Annotated in this window: 24 protein-coding genes; 6 read left to right on the plus strand and 18 right to left on the minus strand. The window is 42.2% G+C overall.

The window, feature by feature from the left end; genetic code table 11:
• Positions 1–468 precede the first annotated feature (468 nt).
• Complete coding sequence (locus V7K30_RS15480) at positions 469–1,923, minus strand: hypothetical protein (RefSeq protein WP_335000602.1); 1,455 nt, start codon at positions 1,921–1,923, stop codon at positions 469–471.
• A gap of 68 nt (positions 1,924–1,991) precedes the next feature.
• Complete coding sequence (locus tag V7K30_RS15485; protein ID WP_335000603.1) at positions 1,992–2,204, minus strand: hypothetical protein; 213 nt, start codon at positions 2,202–2,204, stop codon at positions 1,992–1,994.
• 388 nt (positions 2,205–2,592) lie between these two features.
• On the opposite strand from V7K30_RS15485, the gene V7K30_RS15490 reads away from it, so the two are divergent.
• On the plus strand, positions 2,593–3,270 hold the full coding sequence (locus V7K30_RS15490; RefSeq protein WP_335000605.1) for a peptidoglycan-binding domain-containing protein: 678 nt from the start codon (positions 2,593–2,595) through the stop codon (positions 3,268–3,270).
• Between the two features lie 31 nt (positions 3,271–3,301).
• Here V7K30_RS15490 and V7K30_RS15495 read toward each other — a convergent pair whose 3' ends face one another.
• Positions 3,302–4,195 carry an SDH family Clp fold serine proteinase gene (locus tag V7K30_RS15495; RefSeq protein ID WP_335000607.1) on the minus strand — a complete coding sequence of 298 codons (894 nt, stop codon included), beginning with the start codon at positions 4,193–4,195 and terminating at the stop codon, positions 3,302–3,304.
• A 136-nt stretch (positions 4,196–4,331) separates the two neighbouring features.
• Positions 4,332–6,221: a serine/threonine-protein kinase gene (locus V7K30_RS15500; protein ID WP_335000609.1), complete on the minus strand. Its 1,890-nt coding sequence runs from the start codon at positions 6,219–6,221 to the stop codon at positions 4,332–4,334.
• A 289-nt stretch (positions 6,222–6,510) separates the two neighbouring features.
• Here V7K30_RS15500 and V7K30_RS15505 point away from each other — a divergent pair, with 289 nt between their 5' ends.
• Entirely contained in the window at positions 6,511–7,419 is a 909-nt protein-coding gene (locus V7K30_RS15505) for a Tll0287-like domain-containing protein (protein WP_335000611.1), read from the plus strand.
• A 46-nt stretch (positions 7,420–7,465) separates the two neighbouring features.
• Here V7K30_RS15505 and V7K30_RS15510 read toward each other — a convergent pair whose 3' ends face one another.
• The 7 genes from V7K30_RS15510 to radA form a co-directional block, all read right to left on the minus strand.
• A complete protein-coding gene (locus V7K30_RS15510; RefSeq protein ID WP_335000613.1) occupies positions 7,466–8,719 on the minus strand; it encodes a serine/threonine-protein kinase in 1,254 nt (417 codons plus the stop codon).
• A 601-nt stretch (positions 8,720–9,320) separates the two neighbouring features.
• Positions 9,321–10,175: a Uma2 family endonuclease gene (locus V7K30_RS15515; RefSeq protein WP_335000661.1), complete on the minus strand. Its 855-nt coding sequence runs from the start codon at positions 10,173–10,175 to the stop codon at positions 9,321–9,323.
• Positions 10,176–10,548: 373 nt separating this feature from the next.
• Positions 10,549–10,803, minus strand: coding sequence for an HNH endonuclease (locus tag V7K30_RS15520; protein ID WP_335000615.1), 255 nt, complete (start codon positions 10,801–10,803; stop codon positions 10,549–10,551).
• A complete protein-coding gene (locus tag V7K30_RS15525) occupies positions 10,800–11,033 on the minus strand; it encodes a hypothetical protein (protein ID WP_335000617.1) in 234 nt (77 codons plus the stop codon). The genes V7K30_RS15520 and V7K30_RS15525 overlap by 4 nt, the downstream gene beginning before the upstream one ends.
• A gap of 106 nt (positions 11,034–11,139) precedes the next feature.
• Complete coding sequence (locus V7K30_RS15530) at positions 11,140–11,310, minus strand: hypothetical protein (protein ID WP_335000619.1); 171 nt, start codon at positions 11,308–11,310, stop codon at positions 11,140–11,142.
• Positions 11,311–11,795: 485 nt separating this feature from the next.
• Positions 11,796–12,524: a Uma2 family endonuclease gene (locus tag V7K30_RS15535; protein ID WP_335000621.1), complete on the minus strand. Its 729-nt coding sequence runs from the start codon at positions 12,522–12,524 to the stop codon at positions 11,796–11,798.
• Positions 12,525–12,647: 123 nt separating this feature from the next.
• The gene (gene radA / locus V7K30_RS15540; protein WP_335000623.1) at positions 12,648–14,174 is read right to left on the minus strand and encodes a DNA repair protein RadA; all 1,527 of its coding nucleotides are present in this window, start codon (positions 14,172–14,174) and stop codon (positions 12,648–12,650) included.
• Between the two features lie 170 nt (positions 14,175–14,344).
• Between radA and rpaB the strand changes: the two genes are divergently transcribed.
• Entirely contained in the window at positions 14,345–15,073 is a 729-nt protein-coding gene (rpaB, locus tag V7K30_RS15545) for a response regulator transcription factor RpaB (RefSeq protein WP_335000663.1), read from the plus strand.
• A 91-nt stretch (positions 15,074–15,164) separates the two neighbouring features.
• Positions 15,165–15,803, plus strand: a complete 639-nt coding sequence (locus V7K30_RS15550) for a cofactor assembly of complex C subunit B (RefSeq protein WP_335000625.1) — start codon at positions 15,165–15,167, stop codon at positions 15,801–15,803.
• Positions 15,804–15,823: 20 nt separating this feature from the next.
• Here the strand turns inward: V7K30_RS15550 and V7K30_RS15555 are convergent, their stop codons facing one another.
• Positions 15,824–16,747, minus strand: a complete 924-nt coding sequence (locus V7K30_RS15555; RefSeq protein WP_335000627.1) for a M48 family metallopeptidase — start codon at positions 16,745–16,747, stop codon at positions 15,824–15,826.
• A gap of 539 nt (positions 16,748–17,286) precedes the next feature.
• Between V7K30_RS15555 and V7K30_RS15560 the strand changes: the two genes are divergently transcribed.
• A complete protein-coding gene (locus V7K30_RS15560; protein WP_335000629.1) occupies positions 17,287–17,805 on the plus strand; it encodes a DUF456 domain-containing protein in 519 nt (172 codons plus the stop codon).
• A 664-nt stretch (positions 17,806–18,469) separates the two neighbouring features.
• Positions 18,470–19,105, plus strand: coding sequence for a PEP-CTERM sorting domain-containing protein (locus V7K30_RS15565; protein WP_335000631.1), 636 nt, complete (start codon positions 18,470–18,472; stop codon positions 19,103–19,105).
• Positions 19,106–19,264: 159 nt separating this feature from the next.
• Here the strand turns inward: V7K30_RS15565 and nblB are convergent, their stop codons facing one another.
• The 6 genes from nblB to V7K30_RS15595 form a co-directional block, all read right to left on the minus strand.
• Positions 19,265–19,933 carry a phycobilisome degradation protein NblB gene (gene nblB, locus V7K30_RS15570; RefSeq protein ID WP_335000633.1) on the minus strand — a complete coding sequence of 223 codons (669 nt, stop codon included), beginning with the start codon at positions 19,931–19,933 and terminating at the stop codon, positions 19,265–19,267.
• 206 nt (positions 19,934–20,139) lie between these two features.
• The gene (locus V7K30_RS15575; protein WP_335000635.1) at positions 20,140–20,604 is read right to left on the minus strand and encodes a CBS domain-containing protein; all 465 of its coding nucleotides are present in this window, start codon (positions 20,602–20,604) and stop codon (positions 20,140–20,142) included.
• A 247-nt stretch (positions 20,605–20,851) separates the two neighbouring features.
• Entirely contained in the window at positions 20,852–21,277 is a 426-nt protein-coding gene (mutT, locus tag V7K30_RS15580; RefSeq protein ID WP_335000637.1) for an 8-oxo-dGTP diphosphatase MutT, read from the minus strand.
• A 270-nt stretch (positions 21,278–21,547) separates the two neighbouring features.
• The gene (locus V7K30_RS15585) at positions 21,548–21,892 is read right to left on the minus strand and encodes a DUF760 domain-containing protein (RefSeq protein ID WP_335000639.1); all 345 of its coding nucleotides are present in this window, start codon (positions 21,890–21,892) and stop codon (positions 21,548–21,550) included.
• 200 nt (positions 21,893–22,092) lie between these two features.
• Positions 22,093–22,215, minus strand: a complete 123-nt coding sequence (locus V7K30_RS15590; protein WP_335000641.1) for a hypothetical protein — start codon at positions 22,213–22,215, stop codon at positions 22,093–22,095.
• The gene (locus tag V7K30_RS15595) at positions 22,196–23,152 is read right to left on the minus strand and encodes an RNA polymerase sigma factor, RpoD/SigA family (RefSeq protein ID WP_335000643.1); all 957 of its coding nucleotides are present in this window, start codon (positions 23,150–23,152) and stop codon (positions 22,196–22,198) included. Before V7K30_RS15595 ends, V7K30_RS15590 begins: the two co-directional genes overlap by 20 nt.
• Between the last annotated feature and the right edge of the window lie 214 nt (positions 23,153–23,366).

Raw genomic sequence — 23,366 nt, forward strand, 5'->3', positions numbered from 1 at the left:
ACGCCACTTGCTTCACGTAGGTGTTGCCCCAAGACCGCCGTGGCTCCTTTAGTCACCTACGTTTTTCTTGATTCTCCCCTATTTTGTAGTATATTTAAGATGGTAAACAGATTCACGTAACAAGAAATATAAGACTTCAAAAAACAAGTTTTCTAAGCGGTTACACCCTACTTAAACGTAGATAGCGTGAAGAAAAAGTAAGTTTGCGAAGTTTTCTAGAAAGGTGAAAAGTTTTCAAAAGTAACGGGAAAGCAAAATTTACTTAAGCTGACTCACTATACGGTGTTTGACCATCGTAGCGGGAGTTAGGTTCGCCTAACTTTGTCTGTAGAATCTCAGTGGCTAAAGCTACAGAGAGTGTCAAAGTCTACGCATTGGCATAGGACAAACAGGGCAATTCAATTTTGGATTTGAAATTTTGGATTAAATTTGAATCTAAAATCCAAAATCTAAAATCTAAAATTCTTTCTACCCTTCCCGTATTCCTGGCAGAGTAGTGCCTTTATCCACTACTGCTGGAACTGATACTTGTGTTCTTAACTGCCTGGTTTGCTCGATAATTTGGTCTATGTCTTCTTGGGACAAACGCTGGACGTAGTTGAGTTTGATTTCCTCTAAGAAGTCAAAAAGTAAACTCTGAATTTCTGAAAGTACGTGTTTTTCCTTTATTTCCGCTCCCAAAGCGTCGCTGAAGCTTTGTACGAGTTGACTGGTGAGTTTTGCGCCAACAGGGTCTTCAACAGCGCTAACTAAAGTTTTGTAAAGATTAGTTGTGATTTGGGTCGCTAATTGTTCACTTAACTGGGTTTGGGCCTGTCCGACGCCAGGGAGGTTCTGGAGATTGCGGTAAACGGGGACTTGATGGAAGACGGTTTCGATATTGTGGCGTAAAATGGCAACGATCGCAGGTTGGATATCGGGTAGCACTTCGTAGACAATTGTTTTTATCAAAAGACCTGCGATCGCTTCCACTTCATTCACATTATTAATATCTATGTAGGGACGTAAATTTTCCTGTTGCGAGAGCCAGCTCGTTAACTCACCGCGCTGAATTGAACCCTGAACCTGATTAATTACCCTCACCACGACAATTTCTGTAAGTTCTTCGGCAAAATTGGCGACAATCCCTTGATTAAGTTGCTTTCGCACTGGATGCAGATCCAATAACCGCGCTTGATCGAGGCGAATTAAGATCGGTATGATTCGCAACCCCCGCCACAATGGCAGTAGTAAAAATAAATCGTACCAACGCCACAATACTGCTTCCAACCAGCTAAAACCAGGATGTTGGCGTCTGAGCAAGAACGTGCGCCCCAGCAATTCTACGCCAAATAAAATCACAAAGGGTAAGTCAATAATCCAGAAATCATCAACAAATTCGCCACTTTCCCCGATTTTGCGGTAGTAGTTAGAAGCAATCAAAGGGCGGATTTTCTGGTTGAAAAAATTAATTTCTTGATCCCAGCCATTTTGTGATAAATACGGCTGACTCCAAAAAGTGGCAAAGGATTGTTTTGCAGATTCGTTACCGATGCGATCGCGCATCCGATTTTTGATTTTTTCCAGAGTACCACTCTTATTCGCTCCCGCAAACGGGTTAGTGTCAATCATCTCATTGCTAAGACGCCTTATTTGCTCTAGCCTGCTATTTACCTGAGGCGACTGTAAACTTGTTTGGTTAACTTTGACTTGCTGTTCTAATGCGTCTACTGTTTTCAGATAGTTTTCCGTGTCTCGATAGGGTTCAATACCTTTTATTGGGTCATAAATCTTGGTAATTTGGGGAAGTTTTCGCAAGTAGAAATCCCGCCAAGCTACGTAACTTAAATCAAACAAAACAAAACCTAAATTTACGGTGGCAGCAATTGCCATAAATCTTTCAAACCAAAGATTTCGCTGCTTAGAAGATTTTATGTTTTTCATTTATTGTCATATATTATACAGTATTTGGATATTTGGAATATAAGCTCTTTCCAAGCAATTACAGCAATTTACAGTTGAGTAGACCCCAGTAGGGGTTCACAGATGTGCATTGGTGTCAACTTAACCTGAAATCGGCGGTTAGAAACCGCGTCTACACAGTTTAAACCCGCTCCGTTCATGCAGCGTCGACCATAGAAGAATTTCTGTTCGCCTTTGGCGTTACGCCGGAAGCCGACGCTCAAACTTCTCTGTGGGTGGGTTTCAAACTCTTGATTTTCCATTAGCTCCAAGTCGGGAAACCCGCTGTTAGCGCCTGCCTCCTTTATGCTTCTTAACCCGTCCACCGCAGTGGCTCCCCATGAGCAACTGGCGTGCGAATGGAATTCGCCTTGGCTCTAAGTTGACACAGGTATGTGCGTCCCAACTGTTATTTAGTGTTCAAGGGGTGTATTCGATTCAAATGATAACCGTTGTATCTCTGCTAATACAAGATACTTCTTTGGATGGATGACACAAATTAGTTTTTGTAGATTTGGTTAAATTTGACAAAAATAAATCCCAAATTATTCAAAAATCATTAAAAAATAGCGAAAAAAGTTATTAAACAAACTTAAAATGCAGCTGTTAAGATTTATAATCCTGCTGATTTAATCCAAAGGAGTTTTAAATATGTGGTGTGGGTTTGGAAAATCAAGCGCGACCTTTGCTGTTACTTGCCTGATAACTGCTAGCGTAGTAATTGCAGACACAGGTTTCGCAGCCCCTCAACGTAGCTATACGCCCCAGCAATTCCGTACTGTATTGCGGGGGTTAGGCTATAACGTCAAGGTAACAAATGGTGCTTTGACGGATGAGGAAACTAAAAAGGCAATTCGTGAATTTCAGACAGGTTATAGGCTAAAACCAGTTGATGGGATAGCAGGGCCAAAAACCCAAGATTTTGCTGCTAACATCGTTCAAATTCTGCACAGAAATTTGAATGCAGTGGTGAAGCCAAATCCTCCCCTCCCGCGCGATCATTTTTATGGTTCCCGCACGGAAACAGTGGTGAAGGAGTATCAGAAAAAATATCAGTTGCAAGAAACTGGAATTGCTAATTTAGCACTCCGCCAAAAGCTGAATGAAGAAGCAAAGACAGTCTTCAGTCAGCCGACGGCTACACCGACGCCTAAACCAACAGCTAAACCGACGCCTAAACCAACAGCTAAACCAACAGCTAAACCAACAGCTAAACCGACAGCTACACCGATGGCTACACCGATGGCTACACCGATGGCTACACCGATGGCTACACCGACAGCGACACCGACAGCTACACCGACAGCTACGCCAACAGCTACACCCTAGTCGCCACGAAAAACTCCTACCCCAAAGCCCCTCAAGTCATCTGATTTGGTTCTTCTAAGGGTCTGCCCTTGGGTGTAGGTAGAATTGGACGGCGGTCATTGTAAGGCATAGGAATGTACTGTACGCTGGGTCGCCCTCCTTGTGACTGTGGGTAAAGATCCATGAGATCATAAATAGAATGGGGCAGTCCGACGGTTACGGGCAGCCCCATTTCTGTTGCTTCTTCAATAGTGATGGGATAGTCGTGGGTGACGCGCCCAGTTGTCAAGGCTTCGATAATCGGTTCGATATTTTCTGGCAGAACTTTTTGTTTGGGTATACTGTCTTTAAGCAGAGTTCGCACAAACCGCTGTACCTGCTGTATTGCTTTGCGTGAGAGGTCGGCCATAATTAGGGTTTGGTCATCAATCTCACTGATGGGTTTATCTTCAACTACTTTCAGGATACTTGCTGCGGGGTAATTACCCAATTGGGGATCAACTGGCCCTAAGACAGCGTTAGCATCCATAATAATTTCATCAGAGGCGAGGGCAAGCATGGTACCGCCACTCATGGCGTAGTGGGGGACAAAGACTGTAACTTTTGCTTGGTGGCGAATTAATGCTCTGGCGATTTGTTCTGTAGCCAAAACCAAACCACCAGGAGTGTGCAAAATTAAGTCAATCGGCACATCTGGGGGTGTGAGGCGAATTGCTCGCAATATTTGTTCTGAGTCTTCGATAGTAATGTAGCGAGATATAGGAATTCCCAGGAAGCTAAGGGACTCTTGGCGGTGAATCAGCAAAATCACTCGACTTTTGCGTTCCTGCTGGAATTCTTGTAAAGCACGCAAGCGCCGATATTCTATTTGACGTTTTTGCCAAAGGGGTTGCAAAGAAGTCAGAAGGAGAAAAATCCAGAATAAATCACCAATACCAAAGCCCATATAATTTATTGTTCAAAAATCACGGTTGCCGTCATTATTGTCACAAATTTGGGGCGATCGCAGTTCTATCTGTAGATTTAAAGTATCGAAGCACACTCAGCAAAAATATTATGAATTATGAATTATGAATTATTTATTATCCCCGTCGCCAAATCTTTATAGTATCGTCATCACTACCGCTAACTAGGGTTTGGCCATTAGGACTGAAGGCAACGCATCTAACATAGTTGGAATGCCCTGTAAGTGTGCTGATTTCTCTGCCACTGTGTACGTGCCACAGTTTGATAGTGCTGTCCCAACTGCCACTAGCGAGAAGTTGCCCATCCTGGCTAAAGGCGACTGACCAAACTGAATCAGAATGACCAATGAGAGTACGAATTTCTCTGCGTGTATTTACATGCCACAGTTTAATCGTGTTGTCACCACTGCCACTGGCGATAATTTCCCCATCCTGGCTGAAGGCGATACAGTTAACGAAGAAAGAATGACCTGTAAGTGTGCAGATATTTCTGCCTGTGTATACTTGCCATAGTTTGATGGTGTAGTCATTACTACCACTAGCCACAAGCTGTCTATCCTTGCTATTCGTTGTCGGCGTTCTCGGAGAGTAGGCGACTGACGAAACTGAGTCAGAATGACCTATGAGAGTTTGGATTTCTATGCCTGTGTGTACCTGCCACAGTTTTATTGTGCAGTCAGCACTGCCACTAGCCAGAAACTTGCCATCTGGACTAAAGGCAACGGAATTCACCCAATTAGCATGACCAATGAGAGTACGAATTTCTTTGCCTGTGTTTACATCCCACAATTTGATTGTGTTATCCCAACTACCGCTAGCCAAAATCCCCCAGTTCAGGTCTGCTATTCCCGCAGATTTGCCGGACTCCCCCTGATAAGAAAGGTATGAGGAGATTGGGCTAAAGGCGACGGAATGAACCATATTGGAATGACCAGAAAACCAACGACCCAGTTGACGCACTAGCTTGCCAGTACCCACTTGCCAAAGTTTGATCGTCTTGTCATTACTGCCACTAGCAATAAATTGCCCGTCTGGACTAATGGCGATCGCATGAACCATACTAGAATGACCTTTGAGGGTCTGTACACATTGCCAGTTTTGTTGATCTAATACAACAGGTCGATGTGGTTTAAGTCTAGGCGTTATCACTAAGGTAGATGATATTCCTGTTACATCCTCCCCAGTATCAGGCCCTAATAAATCCAACCACTCCTGCACAGACTGGGGACGATAGGTTGACTCCAAATCCATGCCGCACATAATAGCCTGATTGACTCTGTTGCTGATGTTAGGATTAAAATATTGTGGTGGTTCTAAATTAATATTGTGACGCCTATCATCTGCACTCGTCGGGATAACGGCGGTAAGCAAATTATACAAGGTAGCAGCTAAGGCGTAGATATCAATGTATTCTCCTCGTGGCGCTTCTGATTCATACTGCTCAGGTGGGGCAAAACCAGGAGTGCGATACACTGTATGCCTTTGGATCATATTGGGAATAAATTCTCTAGCGATGCCAAAGTCTATCAGCACTGCTTCTGATTTATCAATGCGGATCATAATATTACGTGGTTTGAGATCGCGATGCAGTAGTCCTTTAGAGTGAATTAGCGTCAAAGCGTCGCCAATTTGCCGGATGTACAGCAGCGCTTCTGCTTCTGATAGCACCCCCATCCGTCTCACGGACTGTGCTAAGTCTTCGCCTTCGATGTACTCCATCACCATGCAGGGCAAATTTCCCTCATCGAAGATGGTTTCTATCTGTACTATATGAGGATGGTGACACACAGCCAGCCGAACTGCTTCATCACGGAAGTCTTGCCGTAACTTGTTTCGGTGGAGTATCCAAGCGGGGTGATTCAGGATTTCTTCTTTGAGGGTTTTAATCACTCGCAGTTGATTCCGTTGATTTCTGGCAAGATAAGTAATGCCAATTCCGCCTTCGCCTAGTTGCCTTTCGATAATATAGCGTCCACCGAATAAAGACTTTCCTGCATTCCACACCATTAGTAATATTTGACAATTGCTGGTATTTATTTTGGCACGGGATCAGAACAGCCCACAAAAATTTTTGGAAATTCCATTTGAGAGGATGTTGTAGCTTTTTGCAACTTAGTTAGTTAGAGAACATTTTCATTAACCTCAATAATTACTAATATAAAGTTGGGTATACCCTAATAGTTTTAGCTAAACTATACTTTTACACCAAAATCTTTATTTGATTCTCATGTTAGAGTAAACGATGACTTTAGCCATATCTGGTCATAAGAATTTGACTTGTAGGTAATCTGAAATTATGCTAAAGAATCTCAATCTGAAACAAAAATTTACAATTCTGCTACTGGTAATTCTGACATTCGGTTTGAGCTTGAGTGGATTTGCTCTTTCTTCTCTGCTCAGGGAAAATGCTAAACAAGATATTAGCTCAACTGGTCTCATGCTCATGCAAACAATGAGTTCTGTTCGGAAATACACCAGTACTCAAGTGAATCCAGAGCTAGCTGATAAATTGGTAACTGAGTTTTTGCCGCAAAGTGTGCCTGCATACTCAGCACGGGAGGTATTTGAGATTTTACGGAAAACAACAGACTACCGTGATTTTTTTTATAAAGAAGCAACTCTCAATCCCACAAATCTTCGGGATAAGGCTGACGCTTTTGAGACGGAAATTGTAGAAAAATTCAGAAATAAATCAGACCTTAAAGAATTGAGTGGATTTCGCTCAATTCCTGGTGGGGATGTCTTTTATATTGCTCGTCCGCTGCCAATTTCTGAAGGAAGCTGTCTGATATGTCATAGCGTACCTGAAGCTGCACCTCAAAGTATGATTACTCAGTATGGTACAGCTAATGGATTTGGATGGAAGCTTAATGAAATTGTCGGCGCTCAAATTATAACAGTACCTGCGAATAACGTTATCAACAAAGCTAATAAGTCCTCCTTACTAATTATCCTAATTGTATCAACTATTTTTATAGTGACTATCTTATTAGTCAACTTCTTCTTAAATCGACAAGTTGTTATGCCTCTCAAACGCATGACTCGGATAGCCGAAGAAGTTAGTACCGGACATATGGAAGTTGAATTCGAGCAGATGTCGAATGATGAAATCGGTAATTTAGCTAAAGCCTTTAAACGGATGCAGTTAAGTTTAGAAATGGCAATGAAAAGAATCAAACGCACTCAGGGAGGTATAGGAGAATGAAAAACTAAAAATTAAAATTATCTCTAAATTCCTGGTGTCTAAATATCTATGAAAATAAGCTTTTTTTGAATTCAAAAGCTGCTTGAAAGTTAGGAATTTCCTTAGCTATGAGTTCAATAAATTGGTCAGCTGAAATGTAAGGATTTTGAGCTAATATTTCTTCCATAACGAAATTTGCCATTGGGCCAATGTGGTAGGCTAACTCGTGCTGACAACGTTTGAGAAATGCTGGTTGAAGTGAAGGTTGTGGTTGTTCAATTCGCCCAATTTGCGGGCTAGCAGGTAAACTAGGTGAACTAAAAATTGTTTCTCCAGGTTGGTTGTATGACGGCGATATTGCCGACATAGCCTGAAATTCAGGATTAAACACCGTGGCAGGCAAATCATCAAGTATGATTGCAGGAGATATTGCCACTACTGGTTCTCCAATCCGCTCTAAATCTATAAGAACTTCCTTGGCTGTTTGGTATCGCTTGTTAGGCCTATCTGCCAACATATGATCGAGTACTTGAGCAAAACTATCCGTAATGTAGGTATAATAACGCCAATTCCATTCTAATGAATACTGATCTATTAGTAAAGATGGATCTCTACCTGTGAGTAGCACAATAGCTGTTACCCCCAAAGCATAAAGATCACTAGAGGCGGAACATAAACCCAAGCTAATCTGTTCGCGGGGAGCATATCCCACTTTGCCTACAAGGGACATTTTGCCCACAAAGGTCACTTGGTGGTTGTTGGAACTTCTCCCCTCATTCATGTCAGCAATTTGCTTGCCTACACCGAAATCAATCAGCACTGGCAAATCCTTGCCATCAGGTAACATGATGTTGTCAGGAGAAATATCTCGATGGATGATGTTGTGCTGGTGGACATATTCCAAAACAGGCAGCAGATTCTTTAGCCACTCTATAACTTCCTCTTGAGAAAAATTTCTTCCTTGACGTTGAAGTTCTCCTAGCAGCCTAGAATATGTTTTACCATCAACATACTCTTGTACTAGGAATAACCGACCATCTCCTTCAAAGCAAGCCAAAAACTTGGGAATTTGAGGATGTTGCAATTGATGAAGAATTTTTGCCTCTCTTTTAAATAAGTTGCGATATTGTTCAAGTCCACTCTCCCCTGTGCCAATGGGCGCAAACTCTTTGAGAACACAAGCTTCATTAAATCGACGAGTGTCAAACGCCAAGTAAGTTCGCCCCAATCCTCCCTGTCCCAGAAGTTTTTGGATAATATAGCGGTTATCGATTAGAGTTCCAGCAGCTATTTCTGGTCTGGTCATAGGGGACTGTGACATCTCATCGCACTCCTAGCGATTTTATTGTTGATAGATTATCTAGTTTGCTGAAAGTTAGAAACTCTAGCAGATAAAGGCTGATAAAATCCCTAAAATTGAGGTTAGCACCACTATCAACGCAAGGAAATACACTTTTCTACAATCTTTTGACGGTGTTGTGTGACCAAATAGACAATTTTTATCTGAGTAGTTTGATCATACTACTCATACTTAAGTATTTTAGCAGCCAGAACATAACCAGTGTCTGCGGTAATATCTGCGAGTGCTTTGGGCATCGCCTTTTGGATTCGCTGTTGAACCTTATCTTACCCCTAGTAACCCAATTGGCACTGAGCTTTGGAAGAGTAAGGATATAGCGTGATCTCATAGTTTTTCATAAAAACTGACATTGCTATATACTTCCCGAAAAAAATATTATATGTATTTCATGTACTGAACATGCGTTAGCGCAGCTCGTCGTAGACATCGCTCTCAAAAATTAATCTTTCTGGGAGCAAATATTGTTATTAAATAGCTGCTTCGGTATCGGCTATTAAAGCTTTCGGTACAATGATTCCTCAAAGTAGAAAATTATGCTGCGTACCAGAAAAGCCTCCTGAAGCTACAATAATTCATCTAGTTCATCAGGATTCACACCTAACTGACGTAAACGTTCTGCTAATTGTTCTGCTTTTCGTTTGGCTTGAGCAGCTTCTTGTTTAGCTTCCGTAGCTTCTTGTTTAGCTTCTGTAGCTTCTTGTTCAGCAATCATAGCTCGTTCAGTTGCAGCAGCAACTTCTTCTGTGGGTGCGGGAATTAATTCTCCTTCTAAAGTGAACCACCTTAACCACAACATTTCAATATCTTGAAATGAACCCAGCCATAAGCCTAAACTTAAATCTATCTCTGGCATTAGTAGGCAGCCATTAGTCAAATTCATCGGTTCATAGTGACCGCCTACTAACTGAAAAGCCCGAAGTTCATTAGTGTAGCGACTAAAAACAATATAGTAGGGAATCCGCAAAATTCGTTCATAAACTTCCCATTTGCTAGGAGGTTTATCTGCTGCACTTATTCTTGTTGTGCCTAAATCTTCGTCTTCCGTACCTGGAGATAATAACTCAACAACCACAAAGGGATTTGCTGGCTCTTGCCAAGTTACATAACTTAACCGTAAGTCCTGCCCTTTGTATAATTTTCCTACCCCTATTACACCAAACCAATCTGGGCGTTTATACCACAAAGGATGCTCTAAATCATAGTAGAGATTGAGGTCAGCAGCACTGTAAACTAACTCTGGATTACAGTTAGCTGGCTGAAAAGTTAAGTATAAAAGTAAGGGCTGTAAAAAGTGAAAATCGTCTGGCAAACCTGGTTCCTCTGGGTTATCACTCGGTAAATCATACATTGTTGGTAGAGTTTGCCAAGGAGGAAGCGCCGGATCAGATTGAGGGATGTAATGGGGAGAAGAAGTCACTTGAATTGGCTTATTGCTCAGTCGTTCTTGTAAAAAGATGCGCTCTTGTGGGGTGAGAGATTCGATAATTTGTACCAGTGAATCGACCAATCGGGTGTTCATGGGCTACTATTTCCGCTTTCTAAAATTATCCTAAAGGGTGCTGCGATCGCTCTGGCTATTATTTTTATTGATTACTTTGCCCTTGGTGGATCTTCATTAGGAGGATGTAAGCCAGCTTGAACCCAAAAACCCCGCGCACTCCGAATCGAGTCATTTCTGGATAGCGTTCATCGTTAATATCAAGTCGCTTGCAGGTTGCTCTACCAGTGGGAGTAACTCCGACAATTGTCCTACCATTTGCTGACCAAAGAAAATGCTCTTACCAAATTTGTTAGCGAGGATTAAATAGGGGTACTATTGCTTTAGTTTCTGAGTCATATCCAGCGACAAAGTTGTAGCGACGTTCATTACAACGACGACAAGCCAAGGCTAAATTATTAAGTTCATCAGAACCACCAATAGACTTTGGTATCAAATGGTCTACTGTAAATCTTGTTGTGGAAATGCGTTCTGGAGAATGGCAATACTCGCACAGATAATTTGCTCGTCTTCGGACAATTTCTTTAGTAGCATCATCAATCATCATTTATGAGCTACTAGCATCGCATTTATATGGGTGAAAATCCTATCTAATTCTCCAATTTCTTCAAGCTCGATAACTTCTTCTGAAGTTAGTAAATCAGCCTTTTTGCGTTCTAAAAGTTCTTCCATCCGTGCTTGCAGTTCATCATTAAATTTGAACAGGTGAAACTTATCCAGCTTTTCTATTCTGATACTGCCAAGAAAGGATGAAGGTCTAGCAATTACAGTTGTCATACTTAGGGCGATACAATTTATCAATATGTGTTTCTATTGTAGTGTTTTAATAGCTATTAACATTGCCAGAGGTTGCATTCTGAAGCACGCCGATGCGAATACTAAACTACAAGACAGTACTAATTGTCCCTGATTTAATTTGAGATTGATTAGGCATTACCAATGGTGTCTGCGATCCATCTTCATTTTCTCGCGCGATGACAATATGTTCACGTTCCCGAATTAATGCGAAACCCCAATAACTCAAATGCTTTGATAACTCTTTTTTTAGGCGCATCAATAGGAAATTTCGGCATTAAATAGCCACCTCTGCTTCTGTCAGAAATGCCTCAATTACTGGTGAGTCATCTTCGAGCATTTCTTTGCCAAATATCTCGATATAGCAGCGAATAGCTGACTTGACATCGGTTAAGGCTTCCTGATAGGTGTCACTTTGACCAACTATCGCCCCTTTTATACCAAGAGGATAGGCAATCCGTCAGAATGTTTTTCGACAATAATTTTGATTTTTTTCATTAGTAGGGCGTTTAGCAAGGGAGATTTTAGGCGATTCTCATGGAGCCTACAATAAGCAGTATATTCAATCGTAATAAACCTATGGCGATCGCAGTTGTTAAACCCTCATCTTGTCTAACAACTGGTATTGGAGTCTAAAAATTCAACAATATAGCCCTACTTAATCATTTATGAAAAACAAGATCCCCAACTTCTCAAATAATTCGGGGATCAGTGCCTTTCAATTTTTCCTCAAAAAATAAGTCATCACACTTCTGGTTCAATCCCCGCCGCCCGCAATTGTGCTGCTAGTCGTTCAGCACGTTGGCGTTCTTGTTCAGCGCGTTGTCGTTGCTGTTCGGCTAATTCTCCACCCCAAAGCAGTAGGTTTCCTTGTTCATCCCACCACCGCAACCATTTTCCTGTACGGTTTTCACGAGTACCTTGCCACACCCCAATGTAAAGATTCATTTGGGCGATCCAGTAGCGTTGATTTTCATCAGGCTCTTGCAAGATGTACTGTTCTGTGCTTGGTAAACGATACATCTCGATACTGCCGCTATCTGGTTCAAAGATGATGTAGTTTGGTACTTTTAAGATGCGCTCGTAAAAAAACCATTTTCCTGGGGGATATGTCGCTTTGACAGAATACTCTGTCTCCTGTGTATCGGAAATAAATTCCATTACAATTACAGGAATGTCACCCTGTAGTTGAGGGGTGTAACTGCGTGTTACTTCTTCTCTATTAACGTTAATTTTGGGAATCAAAGCCCAATCAGGGGCTTTAATGACCATTTTGTTGTTTAGAGTGGCACAAATGCCGTAATTGCTTGTTGTCAGGGCGTTAGCTGAAATTTTTCCGGCTAATTGTAAGCTTTCTGTGAGTGCAGCCGCTAAGGCTGGTTGGTTGATGTTGTCCACTGGATCATTTGGGAGTTTGTAATCATTGGGTAGTTTTTCCCAAGTGATTTGGTAGTCTTGGGTGAGGGTTGTCATGGTGGGTTGTCCTTTGGGGTGTAAAAGGGACTGGGGACTGGGGATTAGGGACTGGGGATTAGGGACTAGGGACTGTTTTCTTAATACCCAGTACCCAATACCCAGTCCTGAAGCGGCTATTGGTTACTCATCTTCGTCAGGTTCTAAATCGTCGGCTGTCAATTCTTGATGCGGGATGGCGGCGATAATCGCATCTATTACTTTAGATACTTGTAATATCTCAATATTCAAGTCGGGAAATTTTGTCCCTTTTGGCACGATCGCTCTTTTAAATCCCAACTTAGCTGCTTCTTTCAACCGTAGTTCCATCTGGGAAACCGATCGCACTTGTCCGCCTAGCCCAACTTCACCGATCAATACTGTACCGGGATCAACTATGCGATCGCGGAAACTGGCAACGATCGCGATCGCTATTCCTAAATCTACTGCTGGTTCTTCCACATTCAACCCACCCGCAGAAGCAACGTAGGAATCTAACTTGGACATGGGAATTCCCACCCGTTTTTCTAAGACGGCGAGAATTTGTACCAAGCGGTTGTAATCAACACCAGTGCCAGCCCGACGAGGGGAAGGGTAGCTGGTGGGACTTACAAGAGCTTGCAATTCCACAACTATCGGGCGAGTGCCTTCACAAGCAACCACAATGGCAGTACCAGGAGCGGGATCGTCACGGTTGCCCAAAAATAGCTCTGAAGGGTTGGAGACTTCCCTTAGCCCCTCCGCTACCATTTCAAAGATGCCGATTTCGTGAGTTGCGCCGAAGCGGTTTTTGACTGTCCGTAATAACCGATGGGAGGCAAAGCGATCGCCTTCAAAATACAACACTGTATCTACTAAATGTTCTAAAACTTTTGGCCCAGCGATCGCCCCTTCTTTGGTGACGTGTCCCACAATTAGCATGGTGACATCTTCATGCTTCGCCACCTTCATCAGTGCTGCGGTACATTCCCTTACCTGAGCCACCGAACCTGGTGCAGAAGTCAGCGCCGGAAAAAACACCGTTTGGATACTATCAATCACCGCCACGTTTGGCTTTAGAGAGTCTATTTCCCGTAAAATTTCTTCTAAATCTGTTTCTGGCAGTACATATAAATCTGCACCTATACTGTCAGGATCTATGGGAAGTGTAGTCTCTACTACTACTGTTACATTCTCCTCATTCACCACACTTAGGGGTTTTGATACTCCTAAACGAGAAGCTCGTAATTTTACCTGCTGTCCCGATTCTTCACCAGTTACGTAAAGGATGCGGTATTTCTGCGCTAATTGATTTGATACTTGCAATAATAGAGTAGATTTACCGATACCAGGATCACCACCAATCAGCACCATAGAGCCGGGGACAATCCCACCTCCAAGCACCCGATCCAATTCTTCATAACCAGACTCCCATCGGGCAATTTGGCGATCGGTAATTTGATCAAACGTTAAAGAGGCTCGCGCTTTAGCTGGTTTCGTGTGAGATTTGCCATTGCTTTGAGTTGATTGCCAACTACTTACTCCCCCCCGACTGGGTACATCTACTGAGGATTGAATAGAAATTTGTTCTTCCAAAGAGTTGTAAGTACCGCAAGCTGGACACTTACCAAACCACTGGGGCGATTCTGCTCCACATTCGTTACAAGTAAAAAAGGTTTTTGGCTTTGCCATTCTTAAATCTTATTAAATAATCTTAATATTTACTTAATTCTTGAAAAAAACTAAAAACCAATAATAGTAGTATTTAGAGCTTTTTCCAAATCAATTGATGGAATGATATCTTAATATTATGGTATTAAAAATTAATCATGTAAATTTTTAGTCAAGGAGCGTTGAAAAACTTGGAAAGCCATAAAGAAAAAATCTTGGTGGTAGACGACGAGGCCAGCATTCGCCGGATTTTGGAAACGCGCCTTTCCATGATTGGCTACGATGTGGTGACGGCTGGCGACGGGGAAGAAGCTTTGGAAACTTTTCGCAAAACTGAGCCTGACCTGGTAGTTTTGGATGTAATGATGCCAAAGCTAGACGGCTATGGTGTATGTCAAGAATTACGAAAAGAATCAGATGTCCCCATTATTATGCTAACAGCCTTGGGTGATGTAGCCGATCGCATCACCGGGCTAGAATTGGGTGCTGATGACTATGTAGTTAAACCATTTTCCCCCAAGGAGTTAGAAGCTCGAATTCGCTCGGTGCTACGGCGGGTAGACAAAACCAGTGGATCTGGCATTCCCAGTTCTGGGGTAATCTATGTCGCGAATATTAAAATCGATACGAATAAGCGACAAGTCTACAAAGGCGATGAGCGTATTCGATTGACAGGTATGGAGTTCAGCTTATTAGAGTTGGTAGTAAGTCGTTCTGGAGAAGCTTTTTCCCGTTCGGAAATTTTGCAGGAAGTTTGGGGTTATACACCAGAACGTCATGTGGATACCCGCGTCGTGGATGTGCATATATCCCGTTTACGGGCAAAGTTAGAAGATGATCCTAGCAACCCAGAATTGATTCTCACAGCGCGAGGTACTGGTTATCTTTTCCAGCGGATTATTGAACCAGGGGAGGAGTGAAAATAGTTAGGAGTGAGGAGTGAGGAGTTAAAAACTTTCTTCAACTCATAACTCATAACTCATAACTCATAACTCATAACTTTACCCAAGGATGACTAAACCTGATCCTAATCGAGTTTTGCGGCGTCTACCCATTGTCGTGGGTGGGCTAGGCGCTGTGCTTTTGCTGATTAACCGTTTATTGACACCGGAACTAACTCAATCCCAATCGCGTGGTGATGTGGTGGGCGTGATTTTGAGTGCGGTGTTAATTTTGACTGGTTTAATTTGGCAGGAAGTTCAGCCGCGATCGCCTGATATTGTAGAACTAATTGGAGAAGAAGGTTTTGTACTAGCAGCAGATTTACCAGAAGCCGTGAAAACAGAGCTAGCCTGGGCATCTCATTTATTGTTGACTAATACAGTAACGCGATCGCTTGTGGTTTTTTATCAAGGTAAAGTTTTGTTGCGTCGCGGGATTCTGGGTACTAAATCTGAGGTTGTACCAGGAGTAATCTTAAAACAGGTACTCGAAAAACAAAAGCCGATTTATCTAGTTGCACTAAAAGTATATCCAGGTAGGCTTGAATTTGATTATTTACCAGAAAATACTCAAGGTATAATTTGTCAACCTATTGGCAATCAAGGTGCGCTAATTTTGGCAGCGAATGCTCCTCGCAGTTATACCAAACAAGATGAAAACTGGATTGCGGGAATTGCTGATAAACTTGCTGTTACTCTTAATACTTAGGTTTTTTGCTAGTTTAGAAGTCACCAAGAAGTCAAAAAATTCCACCCTTCCTTTTCTTCCGGTGTCTTTCCTTCTTTTTCTTCCGGTTCTTCCGGTTCTTCCGGTGCCTTTAAATTTGTCTGTTGAATTAAATTCTCATATTCTCCTGAATCAACCCATTTTAATAACTCGCCAGCCCGCATAACTACCCAGGAAAGCCCAGATTCTGTATAGCTTAATATTTTTGTCACCCTATCAACAGTATCAAAGCTATTGGATGCAAACTCACGGGCTTGGACGAGGAAATCTTCGATTACAGCATTAGTCAAGTACTCGTCTGGTAAACCCGCAAGTTTCATCAGGGTAGTAGTTGCTACGTCAATATCCTGACAAGCAAGCATTCCAGCCCGATCAGCAGTGAACCTAGCCATCATCCGCCAATTATACAAACCCAGTTCCATTCCACCAGCGACTAAGCCACCTACCCCCAGTGTGGTACTGCTCAACAAATTTTTCAAAGTTGGCATAACAATTGCCATTTGGTGAAAAACCATATGCTGACTCTTAATCCGAGCGACTTCGTGTCCGAAAACGTAAAGTAACTCATCTGCGTTAAGCCACTCCATTGCATCTAAATTAATACCGACAAGGGGTTTTTCTACCCCAACAATGTAGGTTTGAATGTGACCTGTGCCTTGAAACAGATACAGTTCAGGAAGTGGAGCAACATCAAGAATTTGGCAGGTTTCTACAAATGCTTGATGTAATTGGGGAAAATTACGGGGCGAAATTCTGATTTCACTACCAAGGCTTTGCAACCTGAGTAAGCGATCGATGCCGTATTCGTTAATTTTCTTGAGTAGCAAGGAGACACCAGGCATATTTTGCAAAGAAGCCAAAGCTTTGCGATCAAAAGGGTGTTCGTAGGCTGCTGAACTCAGTCCAGTTAAAATTTTTCTCGTCATTAATTTTGAGTTTTGTCTTGGAGTGTTTGGCAAGTTCAGTTACTCAGTACGAACGGCTTGTGCTTTCACTACGCCTGTGGCTAGGGGTTTGGGTAATAAACAAACCGCAAGGAAGGCGCTTGCTATTCAGTTTCTTGAACAGTGTAAATTGTATCTGCCCAGCAACTCAATTAATCCCCACTACCGACAATTACCAAGACGAGCCAAGAGCGATCTAGAGACAGATTTTACCAGATTGAACTAGAAAAACATATTTGGTTCAAGTTAAAGTCTAGGCATTTGTTACCATCTGGCCCAGATAGAATATACAGTATGGGCGCACAGCTGTCATGCGTATAAACTTAACGTTAAAAGGGCGGTTAGAAACCGCGTCTACACAGGCAAAACCCTTAATTTCTCGTTACCCCACGGAGGTGTAGCTCCTGCTTGTGTAGCCGCGAATTCCATTCGCCCTGGCTCCAAGTTGACACCAATGTACAACTGTGCATCCATAATAATGACTAACTGACTCGGAAATTTGGAAATTTACAATTTTATCTATGCAAATTACTTATTGGCTATTAATTGCCGTAATGGTTGTGGGTGTTATCGGTGCCGTAGTTCCAGCCATTCCTGGTAGCAGCTTAATTTTAATTGCAATTATCGTCTGGGGAATCGTTAGTAGTTCCTTTGCAGCTATCAAGATTCCACTAATTGTGACAGTTATAGTTTTACTACTCAGTGTCGGAGTGGACTTTTTAGCTAGCTATGTGGGAGCAAGACAAGCTGGAGCTAGCAAGTGGGGGCAAATTGGCGCAATTGTCGGTTTGGTCGTGGGATTTTTGGGATTATTACCAACGTTGCCTTTTGGGGGGCCACTGTTAGGAATTTTGCTAGGGCCGCTTTTGGGAGCAATTATTGGTGAATACCTTTTCCGCCGTGAATTCGGGTTGGCGGTTAAAGCGGGCATAGGAATTGTAGTCGGATCTTTGATTGGAAATTTGATTCAAGGATTGTTAGCGCTCGCAGCAGTCGTAGTTTTTGTTGTGACAACTTGGCCACAGGTATTTGGCTCTTAGCATTTCAAAAATCTGAAACATTTGAGAACAGAAGTAATAGCTAGCAGTCAGGCTATTTATCACAGACATTTAATTAGTTGACAAAAATTTTCCACCTTACACCAAGACAGCGGTTTCTCCCATTTCTTTTAGAGACTGGAGGAACCGCTATTTAGTGGATTACGGTTTAGATAAATCCCTTTTGTTTTAATACTTCTGAGATAAGCGTTCTTCATCTCCCTTGTAGTCTGGGTAGAGGGTACGGTGACACCCTTAAAAAAGCTTGGCGAATCTTCAAGAACTGAATATAGATACATTGCTTACTATATTTATCTAAAAACTAGTTGAGTAATATTCAAAAATAAAAAGCACTAATTTGATTAAGTGTACTGAAGTTTTCTTGATTAAATTCAAAGCTATTGCCCATACTTTCAACCCTATGAAATGACAAATATACGAAGACCAGCTATAGAAGAAATTAAAATTTTATGAAGACTACTCAGCAATTGAAGATGTGATGAAGACCACTAAGTAAATCTTGCCGACTCAGGGTCTATGTGTTTCTATGGAAATAAGAAATACCTCATACAAGTTTCACTTTCACTGACAGTATTTTAAACAAATTACTGATAGTACAAGTAAAGCAATAAATTTCTTTCTTCAAAGTTATTATTAGGACTCTCAAATGATCATCATTAGTTTGAAATCTAAATTACTAAATGCTACTATAGCTGCTACCGTTGCACTTCCATTAGCTGCTGCTGCGTTGTTTACTTCTGCTGGTTCTGCACAAGCATACACGGGTAGCTTTAACTATATTCCCTCTTATAACAGCTCTACTAATGAGGCAACTGATGTCACTCTTAGCCAAAACTCTGTAAACTTTCTTCCCAATCCAGGAGCAATTTTACTTACACACCGGACAGGAGATTTTGCATCTAATTCTACAGGTTTTATCAAAAGCTTCCAAACAAATCTATCCATTTCTTCCGCGTTTATTGATGTTGGTGCTTTGGACGGAAATAAACTGCTTAGTTTGACTAGTCTCGATCCAGCAGTTTTTACTTCACAACCTGGAGGAACAGATATAAACTTGGCTTTCAAGGGACTCTTTGAGGATGGAAGTAAAGCAGAAGGATATATCACTTTTGCTATTCAAGATACTGCTGCACAAGCAATTTACAAGAATGGGGGAAAAATTTCTGGAACTTTCACAGGTCTTGCAGTAACTTCAGTTCCCGAACCAGCTGTATTACTAGGCTTGGGTGCAGTAGGCGCAGTAATGGCTATGTCTAGCCGCCGCAAAAGTTTCGTTCAATAGACCTATCCTAAATATAAAAAAGTTACTTTTAGCAACTAAAAGTAACTCTAATTTATCTATTCGATCTGGCTGGAATGCAAAACTTTCCTAACCAGGTCGAATTTTTTATCATGTCAGACAAATCTATTTAAGGATGAATTTTCTTAACCTGAGATAGACTTAAACTGATTGCAAAGAATTTTTGGCTTCAGTTGCGATCGCTTCTACTTGATCGTCAACCAGAGTTTCTAATATAGATTTGGCTTCTGCACTACCTAAACGAGCCAAGGCTTGTACAAGTCTGTAACGAATTTGCCAATCTGGATTGGTAGCATAGGGAGCCAACAGGGGAACTGCTTGTAAATCTCCCAAGTCACCCAAAGAACTAACAGCAGCAGTTTGGATTAATTCGTTTTCTGATGAGAGTGCCTCTTTGAGTAGTTCAAAGGCTCGTGGATCGCCCAACTCTCCTAATGTGGCAATGATACTGAATTGTATTAGCCATTCATCGGTTGTACGGTAAAGCTGTTGCAAGTCTTCAAAAGCTTCATGTAACTTCAGAGCACCCAAACAGTCTGCTGCTGCTGCTTGGACATCTACTTCGGAGTCATGAAGCAAGCGATCGCGCAAGATATTCAAGGATAACTGTAAATCCTGCGTTCCGAGTGTATCCATTTGACTCACCGCCGAGTAACGGACACGGGAATTGCGATCGCCAATAGCAGTTTGAATTAATTCAAAGCCAAGCGCAGGTTCCAGTTGGCGGATTTGATTTACTGCACGTAAGCGATCGCCTAAATCCTCAGAACTGAGCAATTGCTTAACAGACTCCGGAGTAATACTACTCATTTAGTTATCCTTGATTTTCAAAGGTGTAAAAAACAGTCATTAGTCAATAGACCTCTTGCAAAAGTCCCTAACACCCCACCCCGCTTGGGGGGAGGGGAGCGTTTGCTTTACTCAAATGCGGGGTGGGGTTCTTAATTTTTGATTTATGCAAGAGGTCTAATAGTCATTAGTCAAAAGTTTTTTGACTAATGACTAATGACAACTGACTAATCTTGACTGGCTGCCATTGCCCGAATAATATCACCACGAGTGAGGATACCAATTACTTGACCCGCACCCTCAAGTACCGGCAAGCGGTGAACGCTGCGATCGTGCATGATTGTAGCGGCTTCCCTTAAACTTTTATCAGGGGAAATAGTGATCGGGTTTTTACTCATCACCTCCCCAACAGTTTGCCCTAGTGCCTTATGCAAGTCACGTTCATATGTAGCAGGATTTTTTAAATAGATAACACTATCAAGAAACATAATGTACGCAGGTGGAGTAACACCAGTTTCTTGCCACATCAAATCGGTTTCTGAGATAATGCCCACCAATTTACCGACATCATCCACAACAGGTAGTCCGCTGATGTGGCGTTCTGCGAGAATTTGGATAGCTTCCTTGAGTGGAGTTTCTGCCCGAACAACAATAGGATCGCGGCTCATCACATCGGCAACGGTTTTAGGCATTTGTTTGCTGACACCTTTAATCAAAGTCTCTGCGCCTATTGTAGAAAATTGCGGGACTCAACCTGATGCAATTAATAGATTGTTACGGTATTGGGCATTGGGCAATTCAATTTTGGATTTTGGATTGACGATAGCGTAGCGTAAAGCCTTCTCAACGAGAGGCTGCGCCAACGGCATGGCTTCGCTTAGAGCGAGTCCGCGAGCGTCTTTTGGATTAAATTTCAATCTAAAATCTAAAATCTAAAATCTAAAATTCTTGCTCCCTACTCCCTTTTAAGGCAGCAATAATTTGAGTATTTGCTTTAGGAAAAGTAAACTGCTCCAGTTCTTCCAAAGTTACCCAGCGAATTTCATCCGATTCCAAAGGTTGGGGAACACCTGTAACATGGCGGCAGTGATGTACTGTGAGGGTAACGCGCAAGTTTGTATAGCTGTGGTCGATAGTAATCAGATGTTCTCCCACTTCAATTACTATTCCCAGTTCTTCGGAAATTTCTCGTTGAATACACTCGCTGATAGTTTCACCAGGCTCAATTTTACCACCAGGAAATTCCCACAAACCACCCATAGCTCCTTCTGGACGACGGCGATCAATTAAAATTTGGTTTTGGTCATTCCAAATTACTGCAACACCAATAATTTTATGGGGTGGGAAAGAACTGGTTTCACTCATAATTGATTGACAAGAGGCGCAGATGAGGGAGACTAATGATTAATAACAAAACTCGGCAAACTAGTTTTAACTCTGCCGAGTTTTGATTTTTTAAATTTCAACCTTAATTCGTCACTATTTTTGGGTATTTAAAAAAATTTAGCTGATATTATGATTGGGAATTAGGGGCAAAGATTTCCCAGAGGGTTATTTTCAATTCCGATCACCGTGACTGTGACTAGCTATCAGCCCAAGAATATTGAATTTCTGAATTTCCCAAATTTTATATTTCTAGTCAACTTCGCTATTGTTGGTTTCAGATCCTTGTAGGGCGATTTCAAAATTCATTCTCTGTTCAGCGTTACGCAAGAAATAACCACTAATCATAGCAGAAGCGAGAAGCCGACCCAGACTTTCGCGACTGGTGCTTACGCTGATGCCAAAATGTTCTGAAGGTAAATTACCCAATAGTCCTGTAATATTCCGTTCCATTACCTGAAACACTTCGGCAGACGTGGGTTTGGATAGTTGGCTAACTGTTTCTGGATTCAAGGATTTAACGTACTGCCATAGTAAATCGCTAGTTTCTGATTCACTATTGAAAAATTCTGAGACACGATTGGATGGGTTACTCATTTTTTAGCTCCTTAACTACCACTGCTGGCTGACGTGCTTATGATTTGAATATTAAATACCTGTTTTGGATTTGACTTAGCTAGCTATTTGGTCTTCCTGTCAACTAATGTAACAACCTAGCTTAAGAGTGTAAGTAGGTGTAACCGTACCAAAGTCAGCGTATTTTCTCACCCCAAATATATAAAGTAAGGAGTCAGAAGTTAATTAAAAACTCCTAACTCCTGTACAGACGCGATTAATCGCGTCTCTACTCCTAACTCCTGTACAGACGCGATTAATCGCGTCTCTACTCCTAACTTCCCCTTAACTTGCCAAATATTCATCCATGTTGGCTTTAGACTTGCGAAGTTTAGTTAAGGCTTCCCGCTCGATTTGCCGGACTCGTTCCCGGCTGATGTTCAGTATTTCACCAATTCTAGCCAGAGTCAGGGCTTGCCCATCAGTTAAGCCAAAGCGCAGCGTGATCACTTCCCTCTGTTGTTGTGTGAGATCACCCATCAGGCGATCTAAGTCATAAGATAGAGAAGATTGCATGACGAACTCTTCTGGAGATGCTCCTGGATCTTCCAGCATTTCTCCAAGTTCAGTGTCGTAATTATCACCCAGCCGCAAATCCAAGGAAAGGGGCAAACGCGCCTTTTCTAGATACTCTCGCACTTGTTTGGGGGTCAATTCTAATTCTTCAGCTAGCTCACCAGCTGTGGGAGCGCGTCCCAATTTTTGAGACAATTGGCGCTGTGCTTTTTTAATCTTATTTAACTTCTCAGTTATATGAATAGGCAGCCGAATTGTACGAGCTTTTTCGGCTATAGCACGAGTGATCGCTTGCCGAATCCACCAATAGGCATAGGTAGAAAACCTGTAGCCTTTGGTGGGGTCAAACTTTTCTACGCCCCGTTGCATACCAATACTACCTTCTTGGATCAAGTCGAGTAAATCGACGTTGCGCTTGATGTACTTTTTGGCAACGGACACTACCAGCCGCAAATTGGCTTCTACCATCTTGCGCTTGGCAATTTCACCATCAGCGATCGCTTCGTTCAACTCTGCTGGTTCTAGCTTAGTCGTTTTGGCCCACTCTTCGAGAGTCGGTTGACGACCTAACTGGGTGGCAAGACATTCCCTTGATTCATGCAAAGCGCAGGAACGTTGCACCTGTTTACCATAGAAAATCTCTTCCTCGTGGGTTAAGAGTGGCACACGGCCAATCTCACGCAGGTAAGTCCGCACGAGGTCTGTGGCTGTCTGAGCGGTCTTCATGGCGCTACTCTTTGGTAATGATGGGTTTGGCGGTAGGGTCATTAAGGGATAGATGCTTTATTAGGGTGCTACCCAGTCAGACTGGGAACCCATGCTATGGTTTACAATTTACGCGCCCGAGAAACTCGGCTGCTCATAATAATCAAATTTAGGCTTCTTAACTGCTAAAACTTACAGTTATTTCCTGGTTATCACAAGTATCTACAGTTAGATA

It is taken from the genome of Nostoc sp. (assembly GCF_036917655.1).
GTDB lineage: Bacteria > Cyanobacteriota > Cyanobacteriia > Cyanobacteriales > Nostocaceae > Nostoc.

What these genes read in the sequence shown, in the direction of transcription:
- V7K30_RS15480 (WP_335000602.1), bottom strand. Translation starts at nt 1,923, where the DNA reads ATGAAAAACATAAAATCTTCTAAGCAGCGAAATCTTTGGTTTGAAAGA.
- V7K30_RS15485 (WP_335000603.1), bottom strand. Translation starts at nt 2,204, where the DNA reads ATGGAAAATCAAGAGTTTGAAACCCACCCACAGAGAAGTTTGAGCGTC.
- V7K30_RS15490 (WP_335000605.1), top strand. Translation starts at nt 2,593, where the DNA reads ATGTGGTGTGGGTTTGGAAAATCAAGCGCGACCTTTGCTGTTACTTGC.
- V7K30_RS15495 (WP_335000607.1), bottom strand. Translation starts at nt 4,195, where the DNA reads ATGGGCTTTGGTATTGGTGATTTATTCTGGATTTTTCTCCTTCTGACT.
- V7K30_RS15500 (WP_335000609.1), bottom strand. Translation starts at nt 6,221, where the DNA reads ATGGTGTGGAATGCAGGAAAGTCTTTATTCGGTGGACGCTATATTATC.
- V7K30_RS15505 (WP_335000611.1), top strand. Translation starts at nt 6,511, where the DNA reads ATGCTAAAGAATCTCAATCTGAAACAAAAATTTACAATTCTGCTACTG.
- V7K30_RS15510 (WP_335000613.1), bottom strand. Translation starts at nt 8,719, where the DNA reads ATGTCACAGTCCCCTATGACCAGACCAGAAATAGCTGCTGGAACTCTA.
- V7K30_RS15520 (WP_335000615.1), bottom strand. Translation starts at nt 10,803, where the DNA reads ATGATGATTGATGATGCTACTAAAGAAATTGTCCGAAGACGAGCAAAT.
- V7K30_RS15525 (WP_335000617.1), bottom strand. Translation starts at nt 11,033, where the DNA reads ATGACAACTGTAATTGCTAGACCTTCATCCTTTCTTGGCAGTATCAGA.
- V7K30_RS15530 (WP_335000619.1), bottom strand. Translation starts at nt 11,310, where the DNA reads ATGCGCCTAAAAAAAGAGTTATCAAAGCATTTGAGTTATTGGGGTTTC.
- V7K30_RS15535 (WP_335000621.1), bottom strand. Translation starts at nt 12,524, where the DNA reads ATGACAACCCTCACCCAAGACTACCAAATCACTTGGGAAAAACTACCC.
- radA (WP_335000623.1), bottom strand. Translation starts at nt 14,174, where the DNA reads ATGGCAAAGCCAAAAACCTTTTTTACTTGTAACGAATGTGGAGCAGAA.
- V7K30_RS15550 (WP_335000625.1), top strand. Translation starts at nt 15,165, where the DNA reads ATGACTAAACCTGATCCTAATCGAGTTTTGCGGCGTCTACCCATTGTC.
- V7K30_RS15555 (WP_335000627.1), bottom strand. Translation starts at nt 16,747, where the DNA reads ATGACGAGAAAAATTTTAACTGGACTGAGTTCAGCAGCCTACGAACAC.
- V7K30_RS15560 (WP_335000629.1), top strand. Translation starts at nt 17,287, where the DNA reads ATGCAAATTACTTATTGGCTATTAATTGCCGTAATGGTTGTGGGTGTT.
- V7K30_RS15565 (WP_335000631.1), top strand. Translation starts at nt 18,470, where the DNA reads ATGATCATCATTAGTTTGAAATCTAAATTACTAAATGCTACTATAGCT.
- nblB (WP_335000633.1), bottom strand. Translation starts at nt 19,933, where the DNA reads ATGAGTAGTATTACTCCGGAGTCTGTTAAGCAATTGCTCAGTTCTGAG.
- V7K30_RS15575 (WP_335000635.1), bottom strand. Translation starts at nt 20,604, where the DNA reads ATGCCTAAAACCGTTGCCGATGTGATGAGCCGCGATCCTATTGTTGTT.
- mutT (WP_335000637.1), bottom strand. Translation starts at nt 21,277, where the DNA reads ATGAGTGAAACCAGTTCTTTCCCACCCCATAAAATTATTGGTGTTGCA.
- V7K30_RS15585 (WP_335000639.1), bottom strand. Translation starts at nt 21,892, where the DNA reads ATGAGTAACCCATCCAATCGTGTCTCAGAATTTTTCAATAGTGAATCA.
- V7K30_RS15590 (WP_335000641.1), bottom strand. Translation starts at nt 22,215, where the DNA reads ATGAATATTTGGCAAGTTAAGGGGAAGTTAGGAGTAGAGACGCGATTA.
- V7K30_RS15595 (WP_335000643.1), bottom strand. Translation starts at nt 23,152, where the DNA reads ATGAAGACCGCTCAGACAGCCACAGACCTCGTGCGGACTTACCTGCGT.